Source organism: Streptomyces sp. AC558_RSS880, from assembly GCF_019049255.1.
Classification (GTDB): domain Bacteria; phylum Actinomycetota; class Actinomycetes; order Streptomycetales; family Streptomycetaceae; genus Streptomyces.
In genome coordinates this window covers 217,546-241,459 of the sequence record NZ_JAGMUJ010000040.1, presented here as the reverse complement: position 1 = coordinate 241,459, position 23,914 = coordinate 217,546, and the positions used below count along the sequence as shown (strand labels likewise).

The window sequence follows — 23,914 nt, the reverse complement described above, 5'->3', positions numbered from 1 at the left end:
GGGGTCGGCGGCGCGGCCCGTGCCGTGGGGGCGGGCCGCGCCGGTCAGGTCAGGGCGGGGCGGGTCAGTACGCCCGGCCGCGCATCCGGCGCCACCACATCAGCGCCGCTCCGATCAGCAGCAGCCCGCCGGCTCCCGCACCGGCGGACGCGGCGATCAGGGCCGTGTCGTCGGCCCCCTCCGCACCCGCCGGCCGCAGCGCGTCACCGAGCTGGTTGCGCACGTCGTTGCCGCCGTCCACGCCCTTGGCGAGCGGGCCGCGCGACCCCTCCGTGGGGTTCGCCAGATACGGGAAGGACGCCCCGAACTCCTTGTCGTTGGCGTCGACCGCGTCCCCCAGGTCGTTCTTCGCGCCGACCAGTTCCCCCTCGACGACCTGGAGCGCGGCGTCGATCACGTCGTCCGTCAGCCGCCGCCCGTTGGGGAAGCCGGCGTTGTCCCCGTCCAGGACGCCCAGCCGCTTCGGCTCGGCGGCCGGCTCGATCGACGTGTTCAGGCGCAGCATCTCCGACGGCCTCACGTGCGGCGGCTGGTTGAGCCCTTCGACGCCCTTCAGGAACACGTCGACGAGGTCGTCGCGCGGCTCGTCCGGCGCGTCGATCTCGTAGATCGCCTCGATGAGCTTCGGCAGCTCCGGTTCGGTGACGTTCTTCAGGAACCGCGCGTCGTCCCACGGCGCGGACGCGTTGAACGTGTCCTTGTCCTTCAGCGGGTTGACGACCTCGTTGACCAGCGGGTTGCCCAGCCGCGACACCTGCACGAAGTGCCCCTCGGCGTTCTTGCGCTGCGTCGTCGACCAGATGCCCACGACCGGCTGGTCCGCCGACTCGGTGATCATGTCGGTCGGCACCTGGAGCGCCAGGGAGTTGACGTTGTAGCCCTTGAGCGTGTCGTTGCCGACCTCGGAGAGGTTCCCGCCGTACAGCAGGTCGAAGACCCGCAGGTCCAGGAAGAACGGGTCGTCGGCCTGCCCGGCGAACGTCGTCGCCCCGCCCGCGAGTTCGCGCACGGCCTGCTCGCGCAGGGTGTCGTAGTCCGGCATGGACGCCTTGCCGACGTTCGACGGCGCCACCGGGACGTCGTCCGCGATCTTCGTACGGGACACCGCGTGCTGGTCCTTCAGCTTCAGCAGCTCGATGTCGTAGGTCTGCGTGATGTTGAGATCCTGGTCGTCCAGACCGGTGACCGGGCCGGTGTTGTAGAGGAACGTCTTGTCGTTCTTCGTGTGCGTCCTGAACGTGTAGCGGAACAGCAGCTCGCCCTGCGCGTCCCCGTTGTTGTCGATGTGGATGTCGTACTGCGCGTCCTCGGCGAACGTGAAGAAGTTCGGTCCGCCGGCCGGCTCCTCGAAGGGGATCCAGTTCGCGATGATCGTCGTCGTGTCCGGCCTGTCGGGGCTGACGAACGCGTACAGGTCCGTGTTGTCGTACTGCGGGGTGCCCGAGATCAGCGGGGCCTCCCGATGGCTGGAGGCGGAGGCCGCCTCGGGGTCCAGCGCGGTCACGCCGGCGGCCGCGAGCCCCCCGGCGGCCAGCGCACCACAGATCAGGGTCGCGAGACTCCCGCGCCCCGCACCGGTCCTGGAGTCAGTTGTCATGCCGTCCGTCCTCAGTGCCGACTTGCCTTGACGCACTGGTTTTCGGAGCGGACGGCGGGCCGGATGGGTGGAGTTCGGGAATTCGTCCGGACCCCCTCCCGCCGGGCCCGTACGCCCGTAGCATTTCCCGCTGCCGACCCGCGTTTTCGGTCCGTTGATCCGTACTTACCGTCCGGAGGCTCGCTCGCCGCGCACGCCTCGTGTGACCGGACGGCCCGCCGGGGCCGGAGAGGGGGATGCGCGTTGGAGGCGGACGAGCTGCTGGTGCTGGTGGCCGGAGGTGACCAGAAGGCGTTCGAGGACCTGTACGGGCTGGTCTCCGGGCCGGTGTACGGGCTGGTGCGGCGCGTGGTGCGCGATCCCGCCCAGTCCGAGGAGGTGGCCCAGGAGGTGCTGCTCGAACTCTGGCGCTCCGCCGCGCGGTTCGACCCCGGCCGGGGCAGCGCGCTGTCCTGGGTCCTCACCCTCGCCCACCGCCGCGCCGTCGACCGGGTGCGCAGCGCCCGCGCGGCCGGCGAACGCGAGCAGCGCGAGGCCCGGCGCGGCCCCGGCCCCGCCTTCGACCAGGTCGCCGAGGAGGTGGAGGCCGGACTCGAACGCGAGTGGGTGCGCCGCTGCCTGGACCGCCTCACCGCACTCCAGAGACAGTCGGTCACCCTCGCCTACTACGACGGCTACACCTACCGGGAGGTGGCCGAGCGGCTGTCCCTCCCGCTGGGCACGGTCAAGACCCGTATGCGCGACGGACTGACCCGCCTGCGCGACTGCCTGGGAGGCGCGGCATGAGCCTGTTCGACCGACTGCCGCGCCGCGGGGACCCGCACTCGCTCGCCGCCCCCTACGCCCTCGACGCCCTGGAACCCGCCGAACGCGTCCGCTTCGAGAGGCACCTGGAGTCCTGCGCCCGCTGTGCCGCCGAGGTGCGGGCCCTCGCCGAGGACGCCGTCCGTCTCGCCTGGTCCACGGCCGCCCCCGCGCCCGCCGCGCTGCGGGACCGGGTCCTGGCCGCCGTACGGACCACCCCGCAGGAACCCGCGCCCCGGGAACCGGCACGCGCGCGTGCCACGCGACTCCCGCCGCACGTCTGGGGCACCGCGCCCCCGCCGGGCCCCCGCGAGCGGCGCCGCACGCCGCTGTTCGTGCCGTTCGCGACGGCCACCGCCGCCGCGGCGCTCGTCGTCGCCGCGCTCTTCGCCGTCCAGGCGGACCGGACCCGGGACCAGCTGACCGCCGAACGCGACCGGTCACGTGAGATCGCCCACGTTCTCGCCGCCCCGGACGCCCGCTCGAGCAGCGGCCGGGACGCGCGCGGCCGCACGATCGGAGTGATCGCTTCCGCATCGACCCGCAGCGCGGTCGTCACCCTCGGCGGATACGGCGACCCCCCGAACGGACGTGTGCGCCAGCTCTGGCTCATGGGCCCGGACGCACGACCGCGTTCCCTGGGGCTGTTCGAGGGCGACACGCCCCTGATCGCCTCCGGCCTCGACACCGCCGCGACGTCACTCGCCGTGACCGTCGAACCCGATGGCGGGTCACCGCGGCCCACCTCGCAGCCCGTCGTTCAACTCGCCCTGAAAACGGTCGGATTCGGAGAGTGATCGACGCGTGTTCGTCAACCCCCTTACGGGGAAGGTGAATCCTGTGGCCTCGATACACGAGTGCCCGAACGGGACGATAGGGTTACCCTGCCCGGGCCGGGTGGACTCGTACGGGTGGGGAGTGACATGGAACAGATAACAGTGCGCAGCAGGGCCAGGGTCCCTGCGATCACCTGCGGCAGCAGCGCGACCAGTTCGCGCCTCGACCGCCATCTCTCGGTCCTCGGGGGACCCGCGGTCCCGCAGCGGGAGGCGGCCGAGGCGACGTCGCTGATGCGCGAGCTCATCGCGCGTGACACCGCGCACGACCGCGGAGCCAGGAGCGCGCGGGCCCGGGCGAGCCGCGTCTCGCTCTTCGCCCCGCTGCGTCGACTGCGCCGCTCCCTGTTCGGCAGCCGGTAGCGCCAGCGCCCGGGCGGCCCACCACCGTCCCGGCGCGGCGCCCCGCCCCGTCCGTCGTCCCCGCGGCACCGGTGGCGTCCGGCGCTCGGTCCGACACCGGCACTTCCCCGTGCCGGCGCCCCCGTTCCCACCCGGCAGTGCTCCGGGGGCGCACCGGTCGGCCCCACCCTGGCAGGAACCTGACATCCGCCCCGGGAGCCTCACCCCCTCCCGCGCCCGTACTGCCGTACCGCCAGGGGTACGAACACCACGAGCAGCACCGCGCACCACCCCAGTGACCCCGCGACGGGATGCGCCACCGGCCAGGCCGCCCCGTCGGGCACGGGCGCGTTGCCGAACAGGTCCCGCAGCGCCGTCGCCACCGCGCTGATCGGGTTCCACTCCGCGACCGTACGCAGCCCGTCCGGCAGCCCCGCCGTCGGGATGTACGCGCTGGACAGCAGCGGCAGCAGGAAGGTCGCCCCGCCCAGCTGACCGGCCGCCTCCTCGTTCCGGGTGAGCAGACCGAGGTACATCCCGATCCACACACAGGCGAACCGGAACAGCAGCAACAGGGCGACGGCGCCCACGGCCTCGAGCGCGCCGCCTTCCACCCGCCAGCCCACCGCGAGCCCCACCAGCAGGAACGGCACCGTCCCGGCCGCCGTCACCAGCACGTCCGCCACCGCCTGGCCCGCCGGCACGGCCGCCCGGCTCATCGGCAGCGTGCGGAACCGGTCCGTCACCCCCCGGTGGACGTCCTGCGCCGACTGGAACATGCCGGTCATGACACCACCCGCCGCCGTCGCCACCAGCAGCCCCGGCACCAGGAAGGACCGGTACTCCGCGCCCGGCACGGCGAGCGCGCTGCCGAAGACGTAGCCGAAGAACAGCAGCATGCTGACGGGCATCGTCTGGGTGAGGACCAGCAGCCCCGGGTTGTTCCGCATCCGCCGCAGCTGCCGGCCGAGCATCGCGGTGCCGTCGTACGCCAACGTGCTCACGCGGCACGCTCCTTGTCGTCGAAGGGGTGGTGGGGGCCGGGGCCGTCGGTCAGCCGCAGGAACACGTCGTCGAGGGTCGGCGGCCTCAGGCTCGCGTCGAGCAGCGGCACGCCCGCCGCGTCCAGCGTGCGCACCAGGTGCGGGAGGGTGAGTGTCGCGTCCTTGGTGACCGCGCCGACGGCGTTGCGCTCCCGGTCCAGGGACGGCTGGGCGCCCGTCAGCCGGTCGAGCACCCCGGCCGCCGCCACCAGCGCCTCCGCGTCCGCCACGACCACCTCGGCGTGCGTGCCGACCAGCGCCTTGAGCTCGGCCGGCGAGCCGGTGTGCGCGACCCGGCCCCGGTCCACCAGGGCGATGTCGTCGGCGAGCCGGTCGGCCTCCTCCAGGTACTGGGTGGTGAGCAGCACGGTCGTGCCCTCACCGGTCAGTTCCCGCACCGCGTCCCAGATGAGATTGCGGCTCGCCGGATCGAGCCCGGTCGTCGGCTCGTCCAGGAACAGCACCTCGGGGCGGCGGATCAGGCTCGCCGCCAGGTCCAGCCGGCGCCGCATGCCGCCCGACCAGCCGGACGCCGGCCGGTCGGCCGCCTCCGCCAGTCCGAAGCGGTCCAGCAGCTCGGCGGCCCGTGCGGCCGCCCCGTCCACCCGGTGCAGCCGGGCGAACAGCCGCAGGTTCTCGCGGCCCGTGAGGTCCCCGTCGATCGAGGTGTCCTGCCCGGTGACGCCGATCCTGCGCCGTACGGCGGCGGCCTCCCGTACGAGGTCGTGGCCCGCGACCCGCGCGGAGCCCGCGTCGGGCCGCAACAGCGTGGTCAGCAGCCGGACGGCCGTCGTCTTGCCCGCGCCGTTGGGCCCGAGCACCCCGCACACCGTGCCCTCGGCCACCGCCAGATCCAGCCCGCGCAGGGCATGGACCTCCCCGAAACGCTTCTCCAGACCCTCACTAAGTACAGCGTACGTAGTAGTCATGAGGCGACCATAGCGCATTACGTACGGCGTACGTAATTATGATGGGGGGAGAGGTGATGACCGATGGCGGGCCGAGCGGCCGAACCCCAAGTGATCTGGGCGCGCCCCGAGCGCACCGGCCGTGGACCGCGACCGGCGTACACACGCGCCGACATCGCGGCGGCGGCGGTGCGGATCGCGGACGCCGAGGGCCTGGACGCGGTCTCCATGCGCCGCGTCGCCGCCGAACTGGGCTGCGGCACCATGTCGCTGTACAACTACGTCCCCCGCAAGGAGGACCTGTACGAGCTGATGGTGGACGCGGCCGGCGGCGAGCACGAACTGTGGGAGCCGAGCGGTGACTGGCGCGCCGACATGCTCCGGGCGGCCCACCAGACCCGCGCGCTGATGCACCGCCACCCGTGGCTGCCGCGGCTGATGTCACCGGTCTACGGCTTCAGCCCCAACTCCCTGCGCTACCTCGAGCACTGCCTGGCCTGTCTGGACACGCTCCCCGGGTCCTACGGCACCAAGCTGGAACTGATCGCGATACTGAACGGCATCGTGACGACCTACGTCACCAACGAGCTGGCCACCGCCGAGCGCACCCGCTCGCTGCCCTGGTCGCAGGAGCAGGAGGACGCCGTCCGGATCGCCTACCTGGGCGGCCGGATCGCGACCGGTGAGTACCCGCGGATGGCGGCGGCCTTCGCGGAGGACGCCGGGCCGATCGATCTGGAGGCGGTGTTCGAGCGGGCGATCGGCCGGATGCTGGACGGCTTCGAACCCCGCGACTGACCCTCGGGTCGGCGTGAACCGGCCCTCGGACCGGCGTGAGCCGGCCCTCAGATCAATGCGAGCTGGCCCTCCGGCCCCTCCTCGCGGGCGTCCAGCACCGAGGCGGGGCGGCGGGCGGAGGACGGCACCGGGAGCACGCCCGCCGCGCGCAGCTCGGCCGGTGTGACCGGGTCGGGGAGGGCGGGGTCCGTCAGCGCCCCTTGTTCCGGGCGCACTTCGGCCAGCAGGGCGAGGACCGTGATCAGTTCCAGGAGCTCCGAGGTCCAGGTCTGGGGCCAGGCGGCCGGCCCGATCGCGGCCAGGGTGCCCGGCTCGGCCGGCTCCGTGCGGGCCGCGAACCACTGCTCCAGCACCCGCACACCGCCGGCCTCGAAGTCCCAGGCCCCGGGCGGCACCGGGGAGATGCGGCCCCCGTCGAGCAGCAGGGCCTCCTCGTCCCGGTCGTACTCCACGGTCACCGGCCGGGAGGGCAACGGGGCGCGTACGTACGGGCGGCGCCCGCCGGGAAGTCTGGGCCGCTCCCCGTCGCGCCGCGACAGCCACAGCATCCGGCGGCCCACCGCGACGCCCCGGTCCCACACGCCGGCGTCCCCGGTGAGCGGCACCGCGAGCCCGGCGGGCGTGGCGCGCGCCGCCGCCATCGCCCAGGCGAGGACGTCCACCGGCGAGGTGTCCCGGCCGAGCCGGGTGGCGAGGTGTTCCGTCAGGCCCGGGGCCAGGTTCGGTTCCGCGGCGTCCGGCCGGCGGTACAGCGGGCGGACGCGGCCGGTGCGCAGCAGCGGCAGCAGGGAAGTGGCCAGCAGGGGCGGACCCGTGAGGTCCTGGGCCGTGCCCGCCTCCACGACGAAGATCTGCCGCTCGTCCGCCACCCGCCACAACTCCGGCCGGGCCGCGTCGATCAGCCGCTGGTCGGGGATCAGCCACTGCTCGTCGAACGGGGCGTACAGGACCCGTACCGGCTCGGGGCACGGGCCCGACGCGCGGGCCAGCTTCTCCGTGCCGCCGCTGCGGCCCGGCAGCTGGCCGACCGCCGTGTGCGGCGTCCGGGAGCGCGTCGGCTGGAACAGCGCCTCGCGGTCCGGCCCCTCGGCCTTCACCAGGGCGTCCCAACGGGCCTTCAGGGACGCCGCGTCGGGGGCCGCCGGCCACCCCCGGCCGAGCCGCGGCGGTGCGACGGACCACGGCATGAGGTCCGCCAGCAGCGGAGCGTCGTCGTGCGTCACGCAGGGCATCGTACGGCTTGTGGGCGCGGCGGATCAGGTGGCGTCCAGCGTCACCGTGAAGGAGAAGCGGTCGCCCCGGTAGTGGATGACGGCCACGTCCAGGGGCCGGCCGTCGGTGCCGTAGGTGATGCCCGTGTAGTGCAGGATCGGGCTGAGCAGCGGGACCTGGAGCAGCCGTGCCGTCTCCGGGTCCGCGAGCCGCGCCTCCACCGTGTCCGTGATGCGGCCGATGTCCGCCCCGACGACGTCCCGCAGCACCTTGGTCATCGGCCACCGCACCAGGTCGTCCGGGTCGATGCGGGCGGCCAGTTCGGGACGGACCCAGTTGCGGGCGTGGTTGGTCGGCTCGCCCGTCTTCTCGTCGCTGCGCAGCCGGTGGTACGCGGCCGCCTCGGACAGGTCCGGGAAGTGCTCGGCGAGCTCCGCCGGCACCGGCGCCGGACCGTGCGCCAGCAGTTCGGTCGTCATGCCGGACTGCTGGGCCACGATCGCGTCCACCGAGCCCAGCAGCCGTACCGGGGCGCCCCGCCGGGCGCCGGGCTCGATGAACGTGCCGCGCCGGCGGTGGCGGGTGATCAGCCCTTCGTCCTCCAGCTCCTTCAGCGCCTGCCGCATGGTCAGCACGCTCACCCCGTAGTGCCCGGCCAGTTGTTCCTCGGTGGGCAGACGCAGGGGGTCCTGGGGCGAGCGGCCGAGGATCGAGGCGCGCAGCGACTGCGACACCTGATACCAGAGCGGCAACTTGCGGTTCAGGACGATCGAATCCGGAGCGAAGGAGGTCACGGGCTATCCGTACCGGTCGGAGAACGTTCAGTGCAACGGCTGGAAGTGACGCTCGAGTCCCTGCCACACGGTGTCGTAGCCCTGTTGCAGGTGCTCCGCCCGTGCCGCCTGGGGGGTCAGCGACACCGGCCAGCGGGTCTCGAACATGAAGGCCAGGCCGTCGTCGATCTTCTGCGGGCGCAGCTCCGCGGCGCTCGCCCGGTCGAACGTCTCCCGGTCGGGGCCGTGCGCCGACATCATGTTGTGCAGCGAGCCCCCGCCCGGCACGAAGCCCTCCGCCTTCGCGTCGTACGCGCCCTCGATCAGGCCCATGTACTCGCTCATCACGTTCCGGTGGAAGTACGGCGGCCGGAAGGTGTCCTCGCCCACCAGCCAGCGGGGCGCGAAGACCACGAAGTCCACCCCGGCCAGCCCCGGGGTGTCGCTCGGAGACGTCAGCACCGTGAAGATCGACGGGTCCGGATGGTCGTACGAGATGGTGCCCATCACATTGAAGCGGCGCAGGTCATAGGCGTAGGGCACATGGTTGCCGTGCCAGGCGACGACATCCAGCGGGGAGTGGTCGTAGGTGGCCGACCAGAGGTTGCCGCAGAACTTGTTCACCACCTCCACCGGCCCCTCGACGTCCTCGTACGCGGCGACGGGCGCCCGGAAGTCCCGGGCGTTGGCCAGCCCGTTGGCGCCGATCGGGCCGAGGTCGGGGAGCCGGAACGCCGCCCCATAGTTCTCGCACACATAACCGCGGGCAGAGTCCTCGAGGAGGTCCACACGGAACCTCACCCCACGAGGAATCAACGCGATGTGTCCCGGCTCCACATGCAGCAGTCCGAACTCCGTGCGCAGCAGCAGCCCGCCGTGCTCGGGGACGATCAGCAGCTCACCGTCGGCGTCGCTGAAGACGCGGTCCATCGAGGCGGTGGCGTGGTACAGGTGCACGGCCATGCCGGTGCGCTGGGTGACGTCGCCGTTGCCGCCCAGGGTCCACAGTCCGGCCAGGAAGTCGGTGCCCCCGTCGGGCTCCGGCAGCGGGTTCCAGCGCAGCCGGTTGGGGTCGGGCACGGTCTGGGTGAAGGGCGCGGTGCGCAGCGATCCGTTGCCCGTGCGGGTGAACGCCGGGTGGGCGGCCGACGGGCGGATCCGGTACAGCCAGGAGCGGCGGTTCTCCGCGCGGGGTTCGGTGAACGCCGTACCGCTCAGCTGCTCCGCGTACAGCCCGAGCGGTGCGCGCTGCGGCGCGTTGCGGCCCTCGGGCAGGGCGCCCGGGACCGCCTCGGAACTGTGTTCGTTGCCGAAGCCGGAGAGGTGTTCCAGCCCTTCGGCGATCTTGCGCGCTCCCCCGCGCTCGAACGCGCTCGCGCGGGTGGTACCCCCATCGCTCATGCCCGGTGCTCCCTTGCGGTCGGATTCCTATGCGACACCATAGGATTGCGATTTCCGCGGCGCAAGGGGACCGCGCGATCTCCGTCCCCCCTCCGGCCTCCTCCTCTTCACGGAGGACGCGGAACCCGACTTCAGGGGGATCCGCGAGGTCGCACCCGTGTTCTACGCTCCCGGGCATGTCGTGGACGCGGAGCCTGATCACCGCGCTCGCGGTCTGTGTCGCGCTGCTGGCCGGATCCGTGGGCTGCGGTCCGAGCGGTGCCCGGGGGCAGGACGGGAAGCCGTCCTCGCCGGCCGGTGAACTCCTGGACGAGCGGGACGAGGAGGGCCGCCCCTACCGCGAGGTGGACGAGGAGGACGCGCCCGCCGTCGGCGTCGAGGTCACCCCCGACACCGACGGCGGCTGGGACGTACGGCTGACCGTGCGCAACTTCCGCTTCTCACCGGACGGCACCGGCGGGCGCGCGGTGGCCGGCCGCGGTCTGGCGCACCTCGAGCTGAACGGCCGCCGCGTCGCCCTGCTGCGCACCCCCGAGTACCACCTCCCCGGCCACTCCGTCCCGCGCGGCACGCACCACGTCACCGCCCGCCTGTACGCCGACGACGGCTCGGTGTGGGCCGTGGACGGCGAGCCCGTGGAGAGCACGGCCGACATCACGGTGTCGGACCGGGAGCCGGGCCCCGGCCCGAGCGCCGAGCCGGCCGCCACGCCACCCCCGGGACAGGGGCGCGAAACGGACGGGCGGGACCGTAGCGGAGGGCGAGGTTCACCGGGCGGGGACGAGCAGGCATGATGAGCCCCGTGCCCCACGCGACATCGCTCCGCCGAGCGCCGGTGCAGCGGCGCAGCGCCGAACGGCTGGCCAGGATCCTCGACGCCTGCGCCGAACTCCTCGACGAGGCCGGCTACGACGACCTCAGCACCCGTGCCGTCGCCGAGCGCGCCGGCGTGCCCATCGGCTCCGTCTACCGCTTCTTCGGCAACAAGCGCCAGATGGCCGACGCGCTGGCCCAGCGCAACCTGGAGCGCTTCACGGAACGGGTCACCGAACGCCTCGGGGTCACCGGTGACCGGGGCTGGCGGCACGCCATGGACGTCGTGCTCGACGAGTACCTTGACATGAAGCGCACCGCCCCCGGCTTCTCCCTCGTCGACTTCGGCAACCAGATACCCGTCGGCACCCGCCGCGCCGAACCCAACCACCGCGTCGCCGACCGCCTCACCGACCTGCTCTCCGGCTACCTCGACCGCGAGGCCGACGACGACCTGCGCCGCACCTTCCTCATCGCGGTCGAGACCGCCGACGCCCTCGTCCACCTGGCGTTCCGGATGGTGCCCGAGGGGGACGAGAAGGTCATCGGCGAGTTGCGGGAGATGCTGCGCGCGTACCTGGCCCGGACGCTGGACTGAGCCGCCCCGGCGACCCCCTCCCCACCGTGCGTACCGGTCGGTATGCTCGGCGTGTCCGCGCGCCGTCGCAGCCGCCGCACCCGGGAGGCCCCGTGTCCCGCACCGCCCTTCGTATCTGTCCCCTGTGCGAGGCCACCTGCGGCCTGACGCTCACCATCGACGACGGCCGGGTCACCGGCGCCCGCGGCGACCGGGACGACGTGTTCAGCAAGGGCTTCATCTGTCCCAAGGGCGCCGCCTTCGGGGCCGTCGACTCCGACCCCGACCGGCTGCGCGCCCCGCTCGTCCGCGTCGACGGGGAACTGCGCGAGGCCACCTGGGCGGAGGCGTTCGACGCCGTGGCCGCCGGGACACGACCCGTCGTCGAACGGCACGGACCGCACGCCGTCGGCCTCGTCCTGGGCAACCCCAACGTCCACACCGTGGCCGGAGCCCTCTACCCGCCCGTGCTCATCGCCGGGCTCGGCACCCGCAGCCTGTTCACCGCCTCCACGGTCGACCAGATGCCCAAGCACGTCGCCGGCGGACTGCTCTTCGGCGACGCGAACGCCATCCCCGTACCCGACCTCGACCGCACCGACCACCTGCTGCTGATCGGCGCCAACCCGCTGGAGTCCAACGGCAGCCTGTGCACCGCACCCGACTTCCCCGGCCGGCTCAAGGCGCTCAAGGCCCGCGGCGGCACCCTCACCGTCATCGACCCGCGCCGCACCCGCACCGCCCGCCTCGCCGACCGGCACCTCGCCGTACGCCCCGGCACCGACGCGCTGCTGCTCGCGGCGCTGGCGCACACCCTGTTCGACGAGGGCCTGGCCGACCCGGGGGAACTGGCGCCGCACCTGACGGGGCTCGACGAACTCGCCGCGGCGCTGCACGACTTCACCCCCGAAGCCGTGGCCCCCGCCTGTGACGTCGACGCCGCCACCCTCCGCACCCTCGCCCGGGAACTCGCCGCCGCCCCCACCGCCGCCGTCTACGCCCGCATCGGCAGCTGCACCGTCCCGCACGGCACCCTCGCCAGCTGGCTCGTCGACGTCCTCAACATCCTCACCGGCAACCTCGACCGGCCCGGCGGCGCCCTCTTCCCGCAGGCCGCCACCGACCGCACCCCGCGCCCCGCCGGACCCGGCCGCGGCTTCGCCCTCGGACGCTGGCACTCCCGGGTGAGCCGGCACCCCGAGGCCAAGGGCGAACTGCCGCTCTCCGCCCTCGCCGAGGAGATCGACACCGCCACCGACGACGGCGAGCCGATCCGCGCCCTCATCGCCGTCGCCGCCAACCCGGTGCTCTCCGCCCCGGACGGCGACCGGCTCGACAAGGCGCTCGGCTCGCTCGACTTCATGGTGAGCGTCGACCCGTACCTCAACGAGACCTCACGCCACGCCGACGTCGTCCTGCCGCCGCCCCCGCCCGCGCAGAGCCCGCACCACGACTTCGCCTTCAACACCCTCGCCGTGCGCAACCAGGTCCGCTACACCCGCCCCGCCGTCCCCCTGGAGCCCGGCCGGATGGCCGAGACCGAGATCCTGGCCCGGCTCGTCCTCGCCGCGACCGGCATGCACGGCGCCGACCCCGGCGCCGTGGACGCCATGGTGATCGGCCAGACCCTCGCCAAGGCGGTCCGGGAGCCGCACTCCCCGGTCCACGGCCGCGACCCGGAGGAACTCGCCGCCCTGCTCACCGGTGACAACGGCCCCGAACGGCGCCTCGACATGATGCTGCGCCTCGGCCCGTACGGCGACGGCTTCGGCGCCGACCCGGACGGACTCACCCTGGAGAAACTGCTCGCCCACCCGCACGGCATCGACCTCGGCCCCCTGCGCCCGCGGCTGCCCCAGCCGCTGAAGACCCGCAGCGGCAAGGTGGAACTGCTCCCGGAACCGATCGCCGCCGACCTCCCCCGACTGCGCGCCGCCCTCGGCGAACGCCCCGCCGGACTCGTCCTCGTCGGCCGCCGCCACCTGCGCTCCAACAACAGCTGGATGCACAACGTGCCCGCCCTCACCGGCGGCTCCAACCGCTGCACCCTGCACCTCCACCCGGAGGACGCCGCACGCCTCGGCGTACGGGACGGACAGCCGGTGCGGATCAAGGGCGCCGGGGGAGAGGTGACCGCCCCCGCCGAGGTCACCGACGGCGTGCGCCCGGGGGTCGTGAGCCTGCCGCACGGCTGGGGCCACGACCGGCCCGGCACCCGCATGCGGCACGCCGCCGCCGACCCCGGCGCCAACGTCAACCAGCTCCTCGACGGCAGCCTCCTCGACCCGCTGTCGGGCAACGCCGTCCTCAACGGGGTGCCCGTCGAGGTGGCCCCGCTGACCGCCACCGTGACCAAAACGTTCGGTGCTCTGACCTGAGCAAAGCTGTGACCTGGGGTTTTGCGCTTATTGCTCGCAGGTCAACATCTTGTTAACGCCGCTTTACGGAACCTAACGTCGACGCACCGCCGGCCCTGGTGGGAGTTCAAGGGCGAACGTTAGGTATCCACTCATGCTGACCATCCTCGGCTTCGTCATGATCGCGACCTTCCTGGTCCTGATCATGCTGAAGAAGATGTCGCCGATCGCGGCGCTCGTGCTGATCCCCGCGCTGTTCTGCGTGTTCGTCGGCAAGGGCGCCCACCTCGGTGACTACGTCATCGACGGCGTGTCGACCCTCGCCCCCACCGCGGCGATGCTCATGTTCGCGATCGTCTACTTCGGTGTGATGATCGACGTCGGACTCTTCGACCCGATCGTCCGCGGCATCCTCCGGTTCTGCAAGGCGGACCCGATGCGGATCGTCGTCGGCACCGCGCTGCTCGCCGCGATCGTGTCGCTGGACGGCGACGGCTCCACCACCTTCATGATCACCGTCTCGGCGATGTACCCGCTGTACAAGCGCCTGAAGATGAGCCTGGTCGTGATGACCGGTGTCGCCGCCATGGCCAACGGCGTGATGAACACCCTCCCCTGGGGCGGCCCGACGGCCCGCGCGGCGACCGCGCTCAAGCTCGACGCCGGCGACATCTTCGTCCCGATGATCCCCGCCCTGCTGGTCGGCCTGCTGGGCGTCGTCGTCCTCGCGTACGTGCTCGGTCTGCGCGAGCGCAGGCGGCTGGGCGTGCTGACGCTGGACGAGGCGCTGGTGAAGGAGAACGCCGAGGAGACGGAGACCGTGCTGGTCGGCGCGGGTTCCGCCGGCGGCTCCGGCAAGGACGCCCGGCCGGCCGGCGGATCCGGCGCCGGTACGGACGCCGACGCGGAGGACGACGACGGCTTCCAGGGCCTCGACCCGAACCGCCCCACCCTGCGCCCCAGGCTCTACTGGTTCAACGCGCTGCTCACGGTCGCCCTGCTCACCGCCATGATCATGGAGCTGCTGCCGATCCCGGTGCTGTTCCTGCTCGGCGCCGCCCTCGCGCTCTCCGTCAACTTCCCGCACATCCCCGACCAGAAGGCCCGGCTCGCGGCCCACGCCGACAACGTCCTCAACGTCTCCGGCATGGTCTTCGCCGCCGCCGTCTTCACCGGTGTCCTCCAGGGCACCGGCATGGTCGACCACATGGCCAAGTGGATGGTGGACGTCATCCCCGAGGGCATGGGCCCGCACATGGCCCTGGTCACCGGCCTGCTGAGCCTTCCGCTGACCTACTTCATGTCCAACGACGGCTTCTACTTCGGTGTCCTGCCCGTCCTCGCCGAAGCCGGCGCCGCGCACGGTGTCTCCCCGCTGGAGATGGCCCGCGCCTCCCTCGTCGGCCAGCCGCTGCACATGTCCAGCCCGCTCGTCCCCGCGGTGTACGTCCTGGTCGGCATGGCCAAGGTCGAGTTCGGCGACCACACCCGGTTCGTGGTGAAGTGGGCGGCCCTGATCTGCCTGGTGATCCTCGCGGCCGGAATCCTGTTCGGCATCATCTGACCGTCCCGGCCCGTCTCAGGAAGGACCCGATCATGGCGCCCGGTGGGAACCGCGGCTGGCTGCTCCGCCTCGTCATCGCCTTCGGCTTCGCGCAGGGGGCGGTGTCGATGGCCCGGCCCGCCGTCTCCTACCGGGCGCTGGCACTGGGCGCGGACGAGCGGGCGATCGGTGTGATCGCGGGCGTGTACGCGCTGCTGCCGCTGTTCGCCGCCGTACCGCTCGGCCGGCGCACCGACCACGGCCGCTGCGCGCCCCTGCTCCCGGCCGGCGTGGTGCTCATCTCCGGCGGCTGCGCGCTGAGCGGCCTCGCCGGCTCACTGTGGGCGATGGCCCTGTGGAGCGGGGTGATGGGCCTCGGCCACCTCTGCTTCGTCATCGGCGCGCAGTCCCTCGTCGCCCGCCAGTCCGCGCCGCACGAACAGGACCGCAACTTCGGCCACTTCACCATCGGCGCCTCGCTCGGCCAGCTGGTCGGCCCCATCGCGGCGGGCGCGCTGATCGGCGCGGACATGGCCCGGACCAGCGCGCTCGCCCTGCTGGCGGCGGGCGCGGGCGGCGCCGTCGCGCTCACCTCGCTGTGGCGCATAGAGCGGCCCGGGGCCCCGAAATCCCGTACGGGACAGGGCGCACGGGTGCCGGTACGGGGCATCCTGCGCGCCCGGGGCGTCCCCGCGGGCATCCTCATCAGCCTGGCCGTGCTGTCCGCGACCGACATCCTCACCGCCTACCTCCCGGTGGTCGGCGAGCACCGGGGCATCGACCCGGCCGTCGTCGGCCTGCTGCTCAGCCTCCGCGCGGCGGCCACCATCGCCTGCCGGCTGGTCCTCACCCCGTTGCTGCGCCTGCTCGGCCGCACGGTGCTGCTGACGGTGACCTGCCTGCTGGCGGCGCTGCTGTGCGCGGGCCTCGCGCTGCCGCTGCCGGTCTGGGCGCTGGCCCTGGTCCTGGCCGTCCTCGGCTTCTGCCTGGGCGTCGGTCAGCCGCTGTCCATGACGACGGTCGTCCAGGCCGCCCCCGCCGACGCCCGCTCCACCGCCCTCGCCCTGCGCCTCACCGGCAACCGCCTGGGCCAGGTCGCCGCGCCCGCGGCGGCGGGCCTGGTCGCGGGAGTCGCGGGCGTGGCGGCCCCGTTCGTGATGCTCGGCGCCCTGCTGTTCCTGGCTTCGGGCGTCGCCCTGCGCACCCCGTCCCGGCCGACGGAGGACCCGCCGTCCCCCCGGAAGGGCACCGGGGCCGGCCCCCGGCGCCGTACGGCTCGCTAGCCGGTGCCCGGCGGGCGCGTCCGCGCTGGCAGGACGGCGCGATCGCACATGCCGCCCACCGAGAGGCGGGCTGTGCATACCCATGCCGTACGCACGTATGCCGTGCACAGGTATGCCGTACGCACGTATGCCGTACGCACAGAGAGGGGGACCATATGCTTCTGCTCGTCCTGGCCGGTGTTCTCGTCCTCGCCGTCGGAGGATGCGCCTGCGTCGTCCGGGCGGCCCGGGGCGGTCCGCGCTGGGCTCGCGGGGTGGCGAAGGCGACCCTGCCGGCGGGCGAACCGCTCCGGTCGGGCCGTTCGAACGGCCGCGCGGGAAGCGGCGACGACTGACACGGAACGCCGGTCACCCCATCGGATCCGGACGTCCGCTGAATTCGGACGTCCGCTTTCTCACCTGCTGGACCGGAGCGCCCTGATCCCGCCCGGCATCTTCCCCCGGCTGCTACTTTCCGTTAGCTTCCGTGACCCATGCGCCCCGTGCGACCCGCGCGGGGCGTTCCGAACGCGGAGCACCAGCGCCCTGATCCGCCCCCGGGGGCACTCTCATGACACGCGCCATCTCCCTGCACGACGTGAGCAAGGCATACACGCGAGGCGTCCGCGTGGTGGACCGGCTGTCGCTGGACATCGCGCCCGGCGAATTCCTCGTCCTGCTCGGCCCCTCCGGCTGCGGCAAGTCCACCGTGCTCCGGATGATCGCCGGACTGGAGGACATCGACGAGGGCCGGCTGTTCCTCGACGGCGAGTACGGCAACGAACTGCCCCCCTCCGACCGGGACATGGCGATGGTGTTCCAGAACTTCGCCCTGTACCCGAGCATGACCAGCCGCGACAACATCGGTTTCCCGCTGCGCATCGAGTCCCCCGGCGCCGACCCGGCCCCGCGCGTGGACGCCACCGCCCGGATGCTCGGCATCGAGGACCTCCTCGACCGCTTCCCCGCCCAGCTCTCCGGAGGTGAACGCCAGCGCGTCGCCATGGGCCGGGCCATCGCCCGCCACCCCTCCGCCTTCCTGATGGACGAGCCGCTGTCCAACCTCGACGCCAAGCTCCGCAACCGTCTGCGTGCCGAGATCTCCCAGCTCACCCGGGAGTTGGGCGTCACCACCGTCTACGTCACCCACGACCAGTCCGAGGCCATGTCGCTCGGCGACCGCGTCGCCGTACTGCGCGGCGGCGTCCTCCAGCAGGTCGGTACCCCGCGTGCGGTGTACTCCCTGCCGAGCAACGTCTTCGTCGCCGCGTTCATCGGTACCCCGCGCATCAATCTGCTGCGCGGCCTGGTGCGCGCCCCGCTCGACGGGGCGATGACCATCAGCCTGGGCAAGCAGTTCCTGCGGCTGCCCGAACCCCTCTCCCTGGACCACCAGTTGCTGCGGGTCCAGCAGGGCCGCGAGGTCATCGTGGGCCTGCGCTCGGAGGCCGTACGGATCGCCAAGCCGTCCGCCGCACGGACCGGCGAGGTGGCGCTCACCGGCCTGGTGGAGCACCTGGAGTTCCAGGGCCACGAGGTCCTCGTCCACTTCGACACCGGCTCCCGCCCCGCCGTCGTCCCCGACCTCGAGGCCCCGCGCCCGCGGCCCGAGCGCCCGGCCCGGCGCCGACGCCGCGGGGGCACGGTCCTGCACCGGCTGCGGGAACGGGCCGGCGCGCTGAGCACGGGACCGGCGGCAGCGCCGGCCCCGCCCGGACAGCCGGATCCGGCCCCCGCTTCCGCCGAGCCCCGCGTGCCCGGCGACCTCATCGTCCGCACCACCCCCGACATCCGCCTCCGGCACGGCATGCAGGTACCGCTCCTGGTGGACCTCGCCCACCTCTTCGTCTTCGACCAGAACGGCGAACGGATCTGCCCCAACCCGGCACGGCTGCCCGACCTGGAGGAGTGAGACGGGGACGCGGAGACCTCTGGCGCGGTAAAACTAACATCGCTAGTTTAGGACCCTCGCACGAACTGAGCGGTCGGACACCGACGCCCCGCCCCGGAGGAAGCGCGATGAAGGCATACGACGGCATGTACATCGACGGCGCCTGGCGCCCCGCCGCCGGCCCGGACGTGATCGAGGTGGTGAACCCGGCCGACGAACAGGTGATCGCCACCGTCCCCGCGGGCACCGTGGAGGACGTCGACGCCGCCGTGCGCGCCGCCCGCGCCGCCCTCCCCGCCTGGGCCGCCACCCCGCCCGCCGGGCGCGCCGCCCGGCTGGCCGCGCTCCGGGACGTGCTCGTGGCCCGGCAGGACGAGATCGCCGGGACGGTGACCGCCGAACTCGGCTCGCCCCTCAAGCTCTCGCAGGCCGTCCACGCGGGCGTGCCGATCGCCGTGACCGGCTCGTACGCCGAGCTGGCGGCGACGTACCCCTTCGAGGAGAAGACGGGCAACTCGACGGTCCTCCACGAGCCCGTCGGCGTGGTCGGCGCGATCACTCCCTGGAACTACCCGCTCCACCAGATCGTCGCCAAGACCGCCCCCGCCCTCGCGGCCGGCTGCACCGTCGTGGTCAAGCCCGCCGAGGACACCCCGCTGGTCGCGCGGCTGTTCGCGCAGGCCGTGCACGAGGCCGGGATCCCGGCGGGCGTGTTCAACCTCGTCACCGGGCTCGGCCCGGTGGCCGGGCAGGCCCTGGCCGAGCACCCGGGCGTCGACCTGGTCTCCTTCACCGGCTCCACCGCCGTCGGCCGCCGCATCGGCGCGATCGCCTCGGGCATGGTGAAGCGGGTCGCCCTGGAACTCGGCGGCAAGTCCGCCAACGTCATCCTGCCGAGCGCCGACCTGGCCCGCGCGGTCAACGTCGGCGTCGCCAACGTCATGTCCAACTCCGGCCAGACGTGCAGTGCCTGGACCCGCATGCTGGTCCACCGCGACCGGTACGACGAGGCCGTGGAACTCGCCGCGGCCGCCGCCGCGAAGTACGGCGACCGCATCGGCCCGCTCGTCAGCGCGGGGCAGCGGGAACGGGTGCGCGGTTACATCGAGAAGGGTGTCGCCGAGGGCGCCCGGCTGGTCGCGGGCGGCCCCGACTCCCCGCACGAGAAGGGCTACCACGTCAGCCCCACGGTCTTCGCCGACGTCACCCCGGAGATGACCATCGCCCAGGAGGAGATCTTCGGCCCCGTCCTGTCGATCCTGCGCTACGACGACGAGGACGACGCCCTGCGCATCGCCAACGGCACCGTCTACGGCCTGGCCGGCGCCGTCTGGGCCGGCGACGAGGCGGAGGCGGTGGCCTTCGCCCGCCGCATGGAGACCGGCCAGGTCGACATCAACGGCGGCCGCTTCAACCCGCTGGCCCCCTTCGGCGGTTACAAGCAGTCCGGTGTGGGCCGCGAACTCGGCACGCACGGCCTGACCGAGTACCTCCAGACCAAGTCCCTCCAGTTCTAGGGGAGTCGAATCCACCATGGCCGTACGTGCCGCCGTTCTGCCCGCCGTCGGTGCCCCGCTGGAGATCACCGGGATCGAGCTGCCCGAACCCGGCCCCGGCCGGGTCCGCGTCCGGCTCGCCGCCGCCGGGGTCTGCCACTCCGACCTGTCCCTGTCCGACGGCACCATGCGCCTGCCGGTCCCGGCCGTCCTCGGCCACGAGGGCGCCGGCACGGTCGTCGCCGTCGGCGAGGGCGTCACCCATGTCGCGCCCGGTGACGGCGTGGTCCTCAACTGGGCGCCCTCCTGCGGCACCTGCCCCGCCTGCGCGCGCGGCGAGGTCTGGCTGTGCGCGGACGCCCTGGCCGGCGCCGCCGAGGTGCACGCCCGCCGCGCCGACGACGGCACCGACCTGTACCCGGGGCTGAACGTCGCCGCGTTCGCCGAGGAGACGGTGGTGCCCGCGTCCTGCGTGCTGCCCGCCCCGGACGGCGTCCCGCTCACCGACGCCGCGCTCCTGGGCTGCGCGGTGCTCACCGGCTACGGCGCCGTCCACCACTCCGCGCGGGTCCGGCCGGGCGAGACGGTCGCGGTGTTCGGCGTCGGGGGAGTGGGCCTCGCGGCGCTCCAGTCGGCCCGGATCGCGGGCGCGTCCACGATCGTCGCGGTCGACGTCTCCCCGGAGAAGGAGGAGCTCGCGCGGTCCGCGGGCGCCACCGAGTACCTCGTCGCCTCGGACACCACCGCCCGGCGGATCCGCGCCCTCACCGGCAAGGAGGGCGTGGACGTGGCCGTCGAGTGCGTCGGCCGGGCGGCCACCATCCGCACGGCCTGGGAGTCCACCCGGCGCGGCGGGCGCACCACGGTCGTCGGCATCGGCGGCAAGGACCAGCAGGTCACCTTCAACGCCCTGGAGATCTTCCACTGGGGCCGGACCCTCTCCGGCTGCGTCTACGGCAACTCCGACCCGGCCCGCGACCTGCCGGTCCTCGCCGAGCACATCCGGACCGGCCGCCTCGACCTAGGCGCCCTGGTCACCGAACACATCGCCCTGGACGGCATCCCGGCCGCCTTCGACACCATGCTGGCCGGCAAGGGCGGACGGGCCCTGGTGGTCTTCTAGAGCGCGCCCGTCGCGCCTTCGGCCGTGCCGCGGACCGTGTCACTCTCCCGGACCGCGGCACGGTCCGCCGCACGCCCCCGGACCGCCCGGCGAACGGCCCCGGAGCGCCCGGTGAACGCGGAACCGGCACCGCCCCTGGAAGCCGAGGCCTCAGCCGTGCCGATGTCCCGCTCGGCCGTGCCGTGCCGTGCCGTGCTGTGCTGTGCCGTGCCGCGCCGACCGGGACCGGGACGCCGACACGCCCGCGAGACACGGGAACCACCCGCCGGCGCCCCGGGGCCAGGAGGAGGTACGGGGGCGGGAAGCCCGCGGTTCTCCGGCGAAACCTGCCGGTCAGCGGAGGGCCTGCGCCGGGATCCCCAGCAGCTCGGACAGCGCGCGTTCGCCCGCCTCCGTCACCTTCACCGCCCGCTCGGAGCCGATGCGCACGCACCACCCCGTCTCCAGGGCGTGCCGGCACAGGGCCGCGCCCGCCACTCCGGCGAGGTGGGGGCGGCGTTCCGTCCAGTCCAGGCAGGCGCGGGCCAGCGGCCGCCGTCCACGGCGGTCCAGGCCGATGCCCGCCGTGCCGAACCAGCGCAGCCCCGCGTCCGTGAGCGCGAACCCGGTGTCCTGGAGCAGCAGCCCCCGCGCGGTGAGGGCGTCCGTGACGGCGATGCCGAGCCGTCCGGCGAGATGGTCGTAGCAGGTCCGCCCGCGGGCCATGGCCGACCCGGCGCCCGCCTGCCGCAGCGTGCGCGGGCGTTCGGCGATACCCGGGGCCACCTGTGCGGCCAGGTCCTCCACCAGTTGCGCGCCCCGCGCGTCGGCCAGCCGCACGTACCGGTGCCGCCCCTGCCGTTCCTCGGCCAGCAGCCCGCCCGCGACCAGTTTGCCCAGGTGCTCGCTCAGCGTGGACGCGGCGACACCGGCGTGCCGGGCCAGCTCGCCCGCCGTCCAGGCCCGCCCGTCCAGCAGCGCCAGCAGACACGCGGCCCGCGTCTCGTCGGCGACCAGCGCGGCGAGCCGCGCGAGACCGGCCGCCCGGGGGTCCTTGGTGGTCATGCCCCCAGCATGCGGTACGGATGCTTCGGCGTTCACCGAAGCATCCGTACCCCCCGCCCGGGTCCTGTCCGGCCGGTCATGCCGGAGGACCGGCCACGCCTGGCGCGGAACCGGTTGCCGGACCGGTGCGTGAAGGGCGTGCCGGGCTCACCGCCGAAGCGGAGACGAGGTCCGAACAGGCCGGTGAGCACGGGGGCGGGCACGGCGGCCGGCTTCCGCGGAGCGTCAGCCCGCCCAGACCTCGGCCTCGTCGGCCGGGACGGTGGTGGCCAGGCCCAGTTCCTTGCGGGCGGCGACCGACTTGTTCGGGTCGATGTCGGTGAACGCCGGGTCGTAGGCGATGTAGAACGCGTCGGTGTCGGCGGCGTTCGCGGCCTTCTTCCAGTTCCCGGCCGCCTTCGTCAGGGTCGCGCGGAGCTTGCCGACTTCGGTGCCCTCGATGCCGCCCAGGCCCTTGACGTGTGTGTCGAGGGCGGCCGCGACGGCCTTGGCCTGCGCCTTGTAGCCGGCCAGGTCGTCCTCGACGGCGTCCTTCGCGGGCTGGTTCGCCCACAGGGCCTCGTAGACCGCGTTCGAACCCTCGAGGTACGTGGCCTGCTCGGGCTTGAGGGACTTCGCGGTGTCCAGCGAGCCGCTGAGCGTGCCCTTCTCCGAGGTGTAGGTGCAGCTCACCGCGCGGTCACCCGTCGCCCAGCTCTCCTTGGTCGGGGTGTAGTAGAAGAGGGCGGCGCCCTCGGGGAGCGCCCAGGTGTCCGGGGCGTACTTCTGCGCCTCGACCGGGCAGCGGTCGTCCGCGATCGCCGAGATCCCGTCGTCGCCGGGGTACTCCTTGCCCTCGTCGATCGCGAACTCGCCGACGACCTGGCCCTCGTGCGCCTCGTCGCAGGGCACGATCTCGACGGAGTACGCCTCCCCCTCGGCCTTGCCGTTCGGGTTGTAGCAGTCGCCGATGTCCAGCGAGAACACCGAGCGCTGGCGAGCCACCTTCTTCGCGCCCTCCTTGGCGCTGTCGACGGCGTCGGAGACGTCCGAGCATCCCACCGCGCCGATCGCGAGCAGGGCGACGACGGCGGATATGCCGCGAAGGGAACGGTAGGGGGCGCGGATCGCCATGACGTGTACATCCTCTTATGTGATCTTAATGAGGATCGCATCGTATGCCATTCCCGTGGTCCGGCCGTGCGGAGGTCCTCACCCCGTCGTGATGTCTCTGACGTGCGACGGGCTGTGAGGGTTGCACGGGGCTGCCCGCCGGTGACGACCGGGGGTGGTCGCCCGCAACGCCCGTTGCCGACGGGCGGGAGCGGCCGCAGCGGTTCCCGCTCCGCGTCCGCCGGACCACCCCGCAACGTGTCCATGACAACGGCTTGGACGTGAAGCGGTCACCCGACCGGCCGGACGCGTCCTAGGCGTCGGCCCGCACCTGCTCGTACTGGAGCGTCAGCCCGTCCAGCAGCGCCGTGAGCCCCGCCTCGAAGGCCCGCTCGTCGACCTTCTCCTGCTGCTCGGCGAGCAGATGGGCCTGCCCGAGGTGCGGGTAGTCGGCGGGGTCGTAGGCGCCGGCGTCGTCCACGAATCCGCCCGCGAAGGAGCCGAGCGCGGAGCCCATGATGAAGTAGCGCATCAGCGCGCCGATGGAGGTGGCCTGCGCGGGCGGCCAGCCGGCCTCGACCATCGCGCCGTAGACCGCGTCGGCCAGCCGCAGCGCCGCCGGGCGGCGGCCCGGACCGCGGGCCAGGACCGGGACGATGTTCGGGTGGTCGCGCAGCGCGGCCCGGTAGGAGACCGCCCAGTCGTGCAGCGCGGTCCGCCAGTCCCGGCCGTCCTCGAACATCGACAGGTCGACCAGCGCGCTCACCGAGTCGGCCACCGCCTCCAGGATCTCGTCCTTGGTGCGGAAGTGGTTGTAGAGCGAGGGTCCGCTCACCCCCAGTTCCGCGGCGAGCCGGCGCGTGGAGACGGCCGCGAGGCCCTCCGTGTCCACCAGCGCACGGGCCGTACCGACGATCCGGTCGGTGCTGAGCAAGGGCTTGCGCGGTCGGGCCATGGCGCACATAGTAGGACCGCGACAGGAAACTAGCAGTGCTAATTTAA

At 73.3% G+C, this 23,914-nt stretch carries 22 protein-coding genes; 13 read left to right on the top strand and 9 right to left on the bottom strand.

Annotation, left to right across the window (positions count from 1 at the left end):
- Positions 1-64: 64 nt before the first annotated feature.
- On the bottom strand, positions 65-1,597 hold the full coding sequence (locus KUM38_RS17930) for a DUF4331 domain-containing protein (RefSeq protein WP_217130382.1): 1,533 nt from the start codon (positions 1,595-1,597) through the stop codon (positions 65-67).
- Positions 1,598-1,840: 243 nt separating this feature from the next.
- Here KUM38_RS17930 and KUM38_RS17925 point away from each other — a divergent pair, with 243 nt between their 5' ends.
- From KUM38_RS17925 to KUM38_RS17915, 3 genes are all read left to right on the top strand, one after another.
- The gene (locus KUM38_RS17925; protein ID WP_217130381.1) at positions 1,841-2,383 is read left to right on the top strand and encodes a sigma-70 family RNA polymerase sigma factor; all 543 of its coding nucleotides are present in this window, start codon (positions 1,841-1,843) and stop codon (positions 2,381-2,383) included.
- Complete coding sequence (locus tag KUM38_RS17920; RefSeq protein WP_217130380.1) at positions 2,380-3,198, top strand: anti-sigma factor domain-containing protein; 819 nt, start codon at positions 2,380-2,382, stop codon at positions 3,196-3,198. Before KUM38_RS17925 ends, KUM38_RS17920 begins: the two co-directional genes overlap by 4 nt.
- 126 nt (positions 3,199-3,324) lie before the next feature.
- Complete coding sequence (locus KUM38_RS17915) at positions 3,325-3,600, top strand: hypothetical protein (protein WP_217130379.1); 276 nt, start codon at positions 3,325-3,327, stop codon at positions 3,598-3,600.
- 200 nt (positions 3,601-3,800) lie between these two features.
- Here KUM38_RS17915 and KUM38_RS17910 read toward each other — a convergent pair whose 3' ends face one another.
- Positions 3,801-4,583, bottom strand: coding sequence for an ABC transporter permease (locus tag KUM38_RS17910; protein ID WP_217130378.1), 783 nt, complete (start codon positions 4,581-4,583; stop codon positions 3,801-3,803).
- On the bottom strand, positions 4,580-5,551 hold the full coding sequence (locus tag KUM38_RS17905; protein ID WP_217130377.1) for an ATP-binding cassette domain-containing protein: 972 nt from the start codon (positions 5,549-5,551) through the stop codon (positions 4,580-4,582). Before KUM38_RS17905 ends, KUM38_RS17910 begins: the two co-directional genes overlap by 4 nt.
- Before the next feature lie 63 nt (positions 5,552-5,614).
- Between KUM38_RS17905 and KUM38_RS17900 the strand changes: the two genes are divergently transcribed.
- A complete protein-coding gene (locus KUM38_RS17900; RefSeq protein ID WP_217130376.1) occupies positions 5,615-6,328 on the top strand; it encodes a TetR/AcrR family transcriptional regulator in 714 nt (237 codons plus the stop codon).
- A 47-nt stretch (positions 6,329-6,375) separates the two neighbouring features.
- Here KUM38_RS17900 and KUM38_RS17895 read toward each other — a convergent pair whose 3' ends face one another.
- The 3 genes from KUM38_RS17895 to hmgA are packed head-to-tail and all read right to left on the bottom strand — an operon-like array spanning position 6,376 to position 9,714.
- Positions 6,376-7,560 (bottom strand): type ISP restriction/modification enzyme, encoded by a 1,185-nt coding sequence (locus tag KUM38_RS17895; protein ID WP_217130375.1) that lies wholly within the window; start codon positions 7,558-7,560, stop codon positions 6,376-6,378.
- 24 nt (positions 7,561-7,584) lie between these two features.
- A complete protein-coding gene (locus KUM38_RS17890) occupies positions 7,585-8,334 on the bottom strand; it encodes a GntR family transcriptional regulator (RefSeq protein WP_217130374.1) in 750 nt (249 codons plus the stop codon).
- Positions 8,335-8,361: 27 nt separating this feature from the next.
- Positions 8,362-9,714, bottom strand: a complete 1,353-nt coding sequence (gene hmgA, locus KUM38_RS17885) for a homogentisate 1,2-dioxygenase (protein WP_217130373.1) — start codon at positions 9,712-9,714, stop codon at positions 8,362-8,364.
- 176 nt (positions 9,715-9,890) lie between these two features.
- Here hmgA and KUM38_RS17880 point away from each other — a divergent pair, with 176 nt between their 5' ends.
- The 9 genes from KUM38_RS17880 (at position 9,891) to KUM38_RS17840 (ending at position 20,776) form a co-directional block, all read left to right on the top strand.
- Positions 9,891-10,508 (top strand): hypothetical protein, encoded by a 618-nt coding sequence (locus KUM38_RS17880; protein ID WP_217130372.1) that lies wholly within the window; start codon positions 9,891-9,893, stop codon positions 10,506-10,508.
- Positions 10,508-11,125 carry a TetR/AcrR family transcriptional regulator gene (locus KUM38_RS17875; RefSeq protein WP_217130458.1) on the top strand — a complete coding sequence of 206 codons (618 nt, stop codon included), beginning with the start codon at positions 10,508-10,510 and terminating at the stop codon, positions 11,123-11,125. The genes KUM38_RS17880 and KUM38_RS17875 overlap by 1 nt, the downstream gene beginning before the upstream one ends.
- A 92-nt stretch (positions 11,126-11,217) precedes the next feature.
- On the top strand, positions 11,218-13,482 hold the full coding sequence (locus KUM38_RS17870; RefSeq protein ID WP_217130371.1) for a molybdopterin oxidoreductase family protein: 2,265 nt from the start codon (positions 11,218-11,220) through the stop codon (positions 13,480-13,482).
- Positions 13,483-13,615: 133 nt separating this feature from the next.
- Positions 13,616-15,025, top strand: coding sequence for a CitMHS family transporter (locus tag KUM38_RS17865; protein WP_217130370.1), 1,410 nt, complete (start codon positions 13,616-13,618; stop codon positions 15,023-15,025).
- A 32-nt stretch (positions 15,026-15,057) separates the two neighbouring features.
- Positions 15,058-16,287: an MFS transporter gene (locus tag KUM38_RS17860; RefSeq protein ID WP_217130369.1), complete on the top strand. Its 1,230-nt coding sequence runs from the start codon at positions 15,058-15,060 to the stop codon at positions 16,285-16,287.
- Between the two features lie 155 nt (positions 16,288-16,442).
- Positions 16,443-16,622, top strand: a complete 180-nt coding sequence (locus KUM38_RS17855) for a hypothetical protein (RefSeq protein WP_217130368.1) — start codon at positions 16,443-16,445, stop codon at positions 16,620-16,622.
- A 215-nt stretch (positions 16,623-16,837) separates the two neighbouring features.
- The gene (locus KUM38_RS17850; protein ID WP_217130367.1) at positions 16,838-18,178 is read left to right on the top strand and encodes an ABC transporter ATP-binding protein; all 1,341 of its coding nucleotides are present in this window, start codon (positions 16,838-16,840) and stop codon (positions 18,176-18,178) included.
- Between the two features lie 107 nt (positions 18,179-18,285).
- Positions 18,286-19,674: an aldehyde dehydrogenase family protein gene (locus tag KUM38_RS17845; RefSeq protein ID WP_217130366.1), complete on the top strand. Its 1,389-nt coding sequence runs from the start codon at positions 18,286-18,288 to the stop codon at positions 19,672-19,674.
- A 16-nt stretch (positions 19,675-19,690) separates the two neighbouring features.
- Positions 19,691-20,776, top strand: a complete 1,086-nt coding sequence (locus tag KUM38_RS17840) for a Zn-dependent alcohol dehydrogenase (protein ID WP_217130365.1) — start codon at positions 19,691-19,693, stop codon at positions 20,774-20,776.
- A 333-nt stretch (positions 20,777-21,109) separates the two neighbouring features.
- Here KUM38_RS17840 and KUM38_RS17835 read toward each other — a convergent pair whose 3' ends face one another.
- From KUM38_RS17835 to KUM38_RS17825, 3 genes are all read right to left on the bottom strand, one after another.
- Positions 21,110-21,820, bottom strand: a complete 711-nt coding sequence (locus KUM38_RS17835) for a helix-turn-helix transcriptional regulator (RefSeq protein ID WP_217130364.1) — start codon at positions 21,818-21,820, stop codon at positions 21,110-21,112.
- Between the two features lie 225 nt (positions 21,821-22,045).
- Positions 22,046-22,933, bottom strand: coding sequence for a septum formation family protein (locus tag KUM38_RS17830; RefSeq protein ID WP_217130363.1), 888 nt, complete (start codon positions 22,931-22,933; stop codon positions 22,046-22,048).
- Positions 22,934-23,225: 292 nt separating this feature from the next.
- Entirely contained in the window at positions 23,226-23,876 is a 651-nt protein-coding gene (locus tag KUM38_RS17825) for a TetR/AcrR family transcriptional regulator (protein WP_217130362.1), read from the bottom strand.
- Positions 23,877-23,914: the final 38 nt, after the last annotated feature.

Coding starts and splice junctions, on each gene's coding strand:
- KUM38_RS17850 (WP_217130367.1), top strand. CDS start 16,838: ATGACACGCGCCATCTCCCTGCACGACGTGAGCAAGGCATACACGCGA.
- KUM38_RS17875 (WP_217130458.1), top strand. CDS start 10,508: ATGAGCCCCGTGCCCCACGCGACATCGCTCCGCCGAGCGCCGGTGCAG.
- KUM38_RS17915 (WP_217130379.1), top strand. CDS start 3,325: ATGGAACAGATAACAGTGCGCAGCAGGGCCAGGGTCCCTGCGATCACC.
- KUM38_RS17930 (WP_217130382.1), bottom strand. CDS start 1,597: ATGACAACTGACTCCAGGACCGGTGCGGGGCGCGGGAGTCTCGCGACC.
- KUM38_RS17835 (WP_217130364.1), bottom strand. CDS start 21,820: ATGACCACCAAGGACCCCCGGGCGGCCGGTCTCGCGCGGCTCGCCGCG.
- KUM38_RS17855 (WP_217130368.1), top strand. CDS start 16,443: ATGCTTCTGCTCGTCCTGGCCGGTGTTCTCGTCCTCGCCGTCGGAGGA.
- KUM38_RS17900 (WP_217130376.1), top strand. CDS start 5,615: ATGGCGGGCCGAGCGGCCGAACCCCAAGTGATCTGGGCGCGCCCCGAG.
- KUM38_RS17830 (WP_217130363.1), bottom strand. CDS start 22,933: ATGGCGATCCGCGCCCCCTACCGTTCCCTTCGCGGCATATCCGCCGTC.
- KUM38_RS17845 (WP_217130366.1), top strand. CDS start 18,286: ATGAAGGCATACGACGGCATGTACATCGACGGCGCCTGGCGCCCCGCC.
- KUM38_RS17880 (WP_217130372.1), top strand. CDS start 9,891: ATGTCGTGGACGCGGAGCCTGATCACCGCGCTCGCGGTCTGTGTCGCG.
- KUM38_RS17865 (WP_217130370.1), top strand. CDS start 13,616: ATGCTGACCATCCTCGGCTTCGTCATGATCGCGACCTTCCTGGTCCTG.
- KUM38_RS17825 (WP_217130362.1), bottom strand. CDS start 23,876: ATGTGCGCCATGGCCCGACCGCGCAAGCCCTTGCTCAGCACCGACCGG.
- hmgA (WP_217130373.1), bottom strand. CDS start 9,714: ATGAGCGATGGGGGTACCACCCGCGCGAGCGCGTTCGAGCGCGGGGGA.
- KUM38_RS17920 (WP_217130380.1), top strand. CDS start 2,380: ATGAGCCTGTTCGACCGACTGCCGCGCCGCGGGGACCCGCACTCGCTC.
- KUM38_RS17860 (WP_217130369.1), top strand. CDS start 15,058: ATGGCGCCCGGTGGGAACCGCGGCTGGCTGCTCCGCCTCGTCATCGCC.
- KUM38_RS17840 (WP_217130365.1), top strand. CDS start 19,691: ATGGCCGTACGTGCCGCCGTTCTGCCCGCCGTCGGTGCCCCGCTGGAG.
- KUM38_RS17895 (WP_217130375.1), bottom strand. CDS start 7,560: ATGCCCTGCGTGACGCACGACGACGCTCCGCTGCTGGCGGACCTCATG.
- KUM38_RS17905 (WP_217130377.1), bottom strand. CDS start 5,551: ATGACTACTACGTACGCTGTACTTAGTGAGGGTCTGGAGAAGCGTTTC.